This is a genomic window from Micromonospora globispora (assembly GCF_003857015.1).
Lineage (GTDB): Bacteria > Actinomycetota > Actinomycetes > Mycobacteriales > Micromonosporaceae > Micromonospora > Micromonospora globispora.
In genome coordinates this window covers 1-3,435 of record NZ_QGGF01000539.1, presented here as the reverse complement: position 1 = coordinate 3,435, position 3,435 = coordinate 1, and the positions used below count along the sequence as shown (strand labels likewise).

4 protein-coding genes are annotated in these 3,435 nt (G+C 73.0%); 1 reads left to right on the top strand and 3 read right to left on the bottom strand.

Annotation, left to right across the window (positions count from 1 at the left end; genetic code table 11):
• The 3 genes from DKL51_RS28225 to DKL51_RS28215 all read right to left on the bottom strand — a co-directional run.
• Window positions 1–417: Nif3-like dinuclear metal center hexameric protein (locus tag DKL51_RS28225; RefSeq protein WP_438819678.1), on the bottom strand; the 417-nt coding region annotated here is incomplete at its 3' end.
• Between the two features lie 135 nt (window positions 418–552).
• Window positions 553–1,134: a flavoprotein gene (locus DKL51_RS28220; protein WP_109966149.1), complete on the bottom strand. Its 582-nt coding sequence runs from the start codon at window positions 1,132–1,134 to the stop codon at window positions 553–555.
• A gap of 7 nt (window positions 1,135–1,141) precedes the next feature.
• The gene (locus DKL51_RS28215; RefSeq protein WP_109944486.1) at window positions 1,142–2,368 is read right to left on the bottom strand and encodes a helix-turn-helix domain-containing protein; all 1,227 of its coding nucleotides are present in this window, start codon (window positions 2,366–2,368) and stop codon (window positions 1,142–1,144) included.
• A 245-nt stretch (window positions 2,369–2,613) separates the two neighbouring features.
• Between DKL51_RS28215 and DKL51_RS28210 the strand changes: the two genes are divergently transcribed.
• Complete coding sequence (locus DKL51_RS28210; RefSeq protein WP_109944452.1) at window positions 2,614–3,285, top strand: bifunctional DNA primase/polymerase; 672 nt, start codon at window positions 2,614–2,616, stop codon at window positions 3,283–3,285.
• The last annotated feature ends 150 nt before the right edge of the window (window positions 3,286–3,435 follow it).

The following is a 3,435-nucleotide window of genomic DNA, read 5'->3' as shown; positions in this document are numbered from 1 at the left end:
GATCCGGCCTATGCCCCGGCCGCCGCCGTCGGCCGCCGAACCGGGCTTCGGGCGGTGCAGCGGGCGCAGCCCGGTCAGCCCGAACCGCGCCGCCAGGGCGTCCGACACGCCGGGGTCGGCCACGTCGGCGTTGGTGTGCGCGACGTACAGGGCGACGTCGGCCTTGATCAGCCGGTGCACGATCCGCCCCTTGTACGTGGTCGCGGCGACCGAGGAGACCCCGCGCAGCAGCAGCGGGTGGTGCGCCACGATCAGGTCCGCCCCGGCGGCGAGCGCCTCGTCCACCGTCTCCGGCACCACGTCGACCACGCAGGCGACCCGGCGTACCGGAGCGTCCGGCTCGCCGAGCACCAAGCCGATCCGGTCCCACTCCTCGGCCCAGGCGGGCGGGTAGCGGCGGTCCAGCTCGACCACCACGTCGGCCACCGTCGGCCCGGATTCGGTTGTGCTCACGGCGGGCCAGCTTACCGGCGCGGGCCCGGTCTCCGGGCCTCGGTCGCTCGGCGCAACCCCTGTCAGCACGGAAAGCGCCGCCAAGAAGCCCCGCCGCCCTCAGGCGACCGGGGCGACCGGGTACGGGGTGCCGCGTAGCGCGGCGAGCCCGATCCCCCAGGGGAAGGCGTCCACGTGCCGCTCCCCGGCGCCGGGCGGGTGCAGCGAGACGACGTGGTCACCGAAGACCACCCGTACGCCCCACTCGTCAAGCCGCGCCAGGTTGGCCCGGAACGCCGGATGGGCGGCCATCGCCGCGTTCGTGTACGGCACCGCCGCGATCGGCAGCCCGAGCCCCTGACCCTCGATCAGCAGGCCCAGGGCGAGGGTGTCGGCGATCCCCACCGCCCACTTGTTGATCGTGTTGACCGTCGCCGGGCAGACGAGCATCGCGTCCGCCGGTGGCAGCACGTCGGGATCGCCCGCGTTCTTGTAGCTGGTGCGGACCGGATGACCGGTCTGCCGGGCCAGCGCCGTCCGGTCGACGAACTTCGCGCCGTCCGGCGTGGTGACCACGCAGACGTCCCAGCCGTCCTGCTGGGCCAGCTCGACCAGCCGGCCGACCTCCCGGGCCAGCGGCGAACCACAGGCGATGACGTACAGCACCTCACGGCGCCCGTCGCTGATCTGCGGAGCGTTCATCCGACGCTCATACCCCGACTCCCATGTGCTCAGCCAACTCCGCAATCGGCACGGGTGGCGCACCTCGTGTGCGACGCAGCACGTCGGCCATCACCTCGTGGGCGATCGGCCGGCAGCGGATCTCCGACGGGGCCAGCCGGTCGCCGCGCAGCAGCATCTCCCCCGCGTTCGCCACGTCGCCGAGCTGGGCGAAGGCCCGCGCGATGTCGAGCAGGTGGTGGGCCCGTCGCTCCGGCAGCAGCGCATTGAACGCCGCCTCGGAGATGCGGTGGTGGGTCTCCACCGCCCGGGCCCCGTCACCCAGCTCGACCGCGGCGGCGGCCCGGTGCAGCTGCAGGTTCGTCGGGCCGAAGGAGGTCCAGTAGTGGTTGTGGTCGCCGCCGAGCAGCGTCGCGGCCTCCTGAGCGCCGCCGATCAGGTCGTCCACGGTGGCGGAGTCACCGATCCGGGCGGCGGCCATCGCGCCCTGGAGCAGCAGCATGCCGTAGACGGAGAGCCGCGCCGGGGTGACGTCGTTGCGGCCACCGGGGGCGAGCCGGTTGGCGATGTTGACGTTCAATTCCAGCGCCGGCCGGGCCCGCCCCATGGCGACCAGCGCGTTGCAGACGCGGGTGGTGGCGATGCCAGCCAGCAGCGGATCGTCGGCCCGCTGGGCGACCGCCATCGAACGGTCCGCGGCCAGCCAGGCCAGGTCGCACTCGCCGAGCTTGCGCAGCACGGAGGAGGCGATCTGATAGACCTGCCCGAGCAGGTGGGCGGCCTCGCGGGCCTGGTCGCCGCCGTAGCCGGCGTCGGCCGCCTGGGCGTCGCGCAGCAGCTTCGGCAGCGCCCGGGTCAGCATCCCGTAGCGGCCGTACTGGTAGGTGAGCCAGGCGTGGTTGACCGCCTTGCGCAGGTCATTCAGTGGCGGCGGGTACGGCGCCGCGTCGAAGTAGGCGCTCATCGAGTCGTACCGCTCCAGGGCGGCCCGGATCTCCTCCACCTCGACCTGGTCGATGCAGGTGAGCGTGTCGGTACGCCGCTCCGGGTCCTTGCCGAGCAGCAGTTGCACGTCGACCTGGAGGATGTCGGCGATCTCGTGCAGGACGGAGAACTTGTCCAGCCGGCGGACCCCCCGCTCGACCTTGTCCACCCAGCTCTTGGACTTGCCCAGCCGGTCGGCGAAGACCTGCTGGGACATCTTGCGTCGCCCGCGCCAGTACGCCACCCGTCGGCCTATGGGTAAATCATCCATCTCCCGCATCCCCTCCCCCTGCCGCGTCCGGCTGACCCCTCGGGGTCGGCGACCGTGGTCACCTGTGTGCCCCTCACGTTTCTCCTGGTCGCACAGTCTGTACGTCGGCTGTACGTCCGGTCCTCGTAGTTTTCGTGCAAGTTGCATCAGCCGTTTCGTCACTCAACGACCATGGGTTACGGCGGTGACGGAATTGGCGGTGCGACGTGGGGAGCGTCCGGTTCGGCCGGGAGGAGATGGGACACATGTGGGGGAATGTCGGACCGCGCGTCGCTCACCTGTCGTCCCTGGAGCGGGTCAGGCTGCGCCGGGTCGCCATCCGCTACGCCGCGCACGGCTGGGAGGTGACCCCCGGCGCGTGCCTCGCCAACAGCCGCTTCGTCTGCGGACGGGCCGGCTGTCCCACCGTCGGCTGCCACCCGGCGCTGGAGGACTGGGAGAAGGCGGCCAGCACCGACCCGGCGAGGGTCGCCACCTGGTGGCGCAGCCGCCCGCACGGCATCCTGCTCCCCACCGGGCGCGCCTTCGACGTCCTGGAGGTGCCGGCCGACCTCGGCCGGCGCGTCCTCGACGCGATCGCCACCCACCCCGCCGGTCCCGGGGTACGCGGTCCGGTCCTGGTCACCCCCACGGGTCGGTGGATGTTCCTGGTCCGCCCCGGCGACCCGCTCCGGCCCGAGCTGGAGCACTGCCTCCAGGTGGTCCGACACGGGGCGGGATCGTGGATCCCGGCGCCGCCCACCCGGCTGCCCGAGGGGACGGTGCGCTGGGCGGTCGCCCCGGAACAGGCCCACTGGCAGCTGCCCGACTCCTATCTGCTGCAGAACGCGCTGATCGAGGGGTTACGGTCGGCCGGCGTGCCGGTCACCACCGACCTCCGCCCCGGCCAGCTCCCACTGCCCCGCCAGTCCCTCTGACGTCCCCGCGACAGCGTCCCCACCGCCGCCGACCTCGTTGCACCGGATGACGGCGCGCGGGCGCCGTGACCGGAGGGCTGACGATGTCCAGGGACGACGCGGCACACCACACCGGCGGCACCGAACCGTCACCGCCCCACCGGCGCGGGC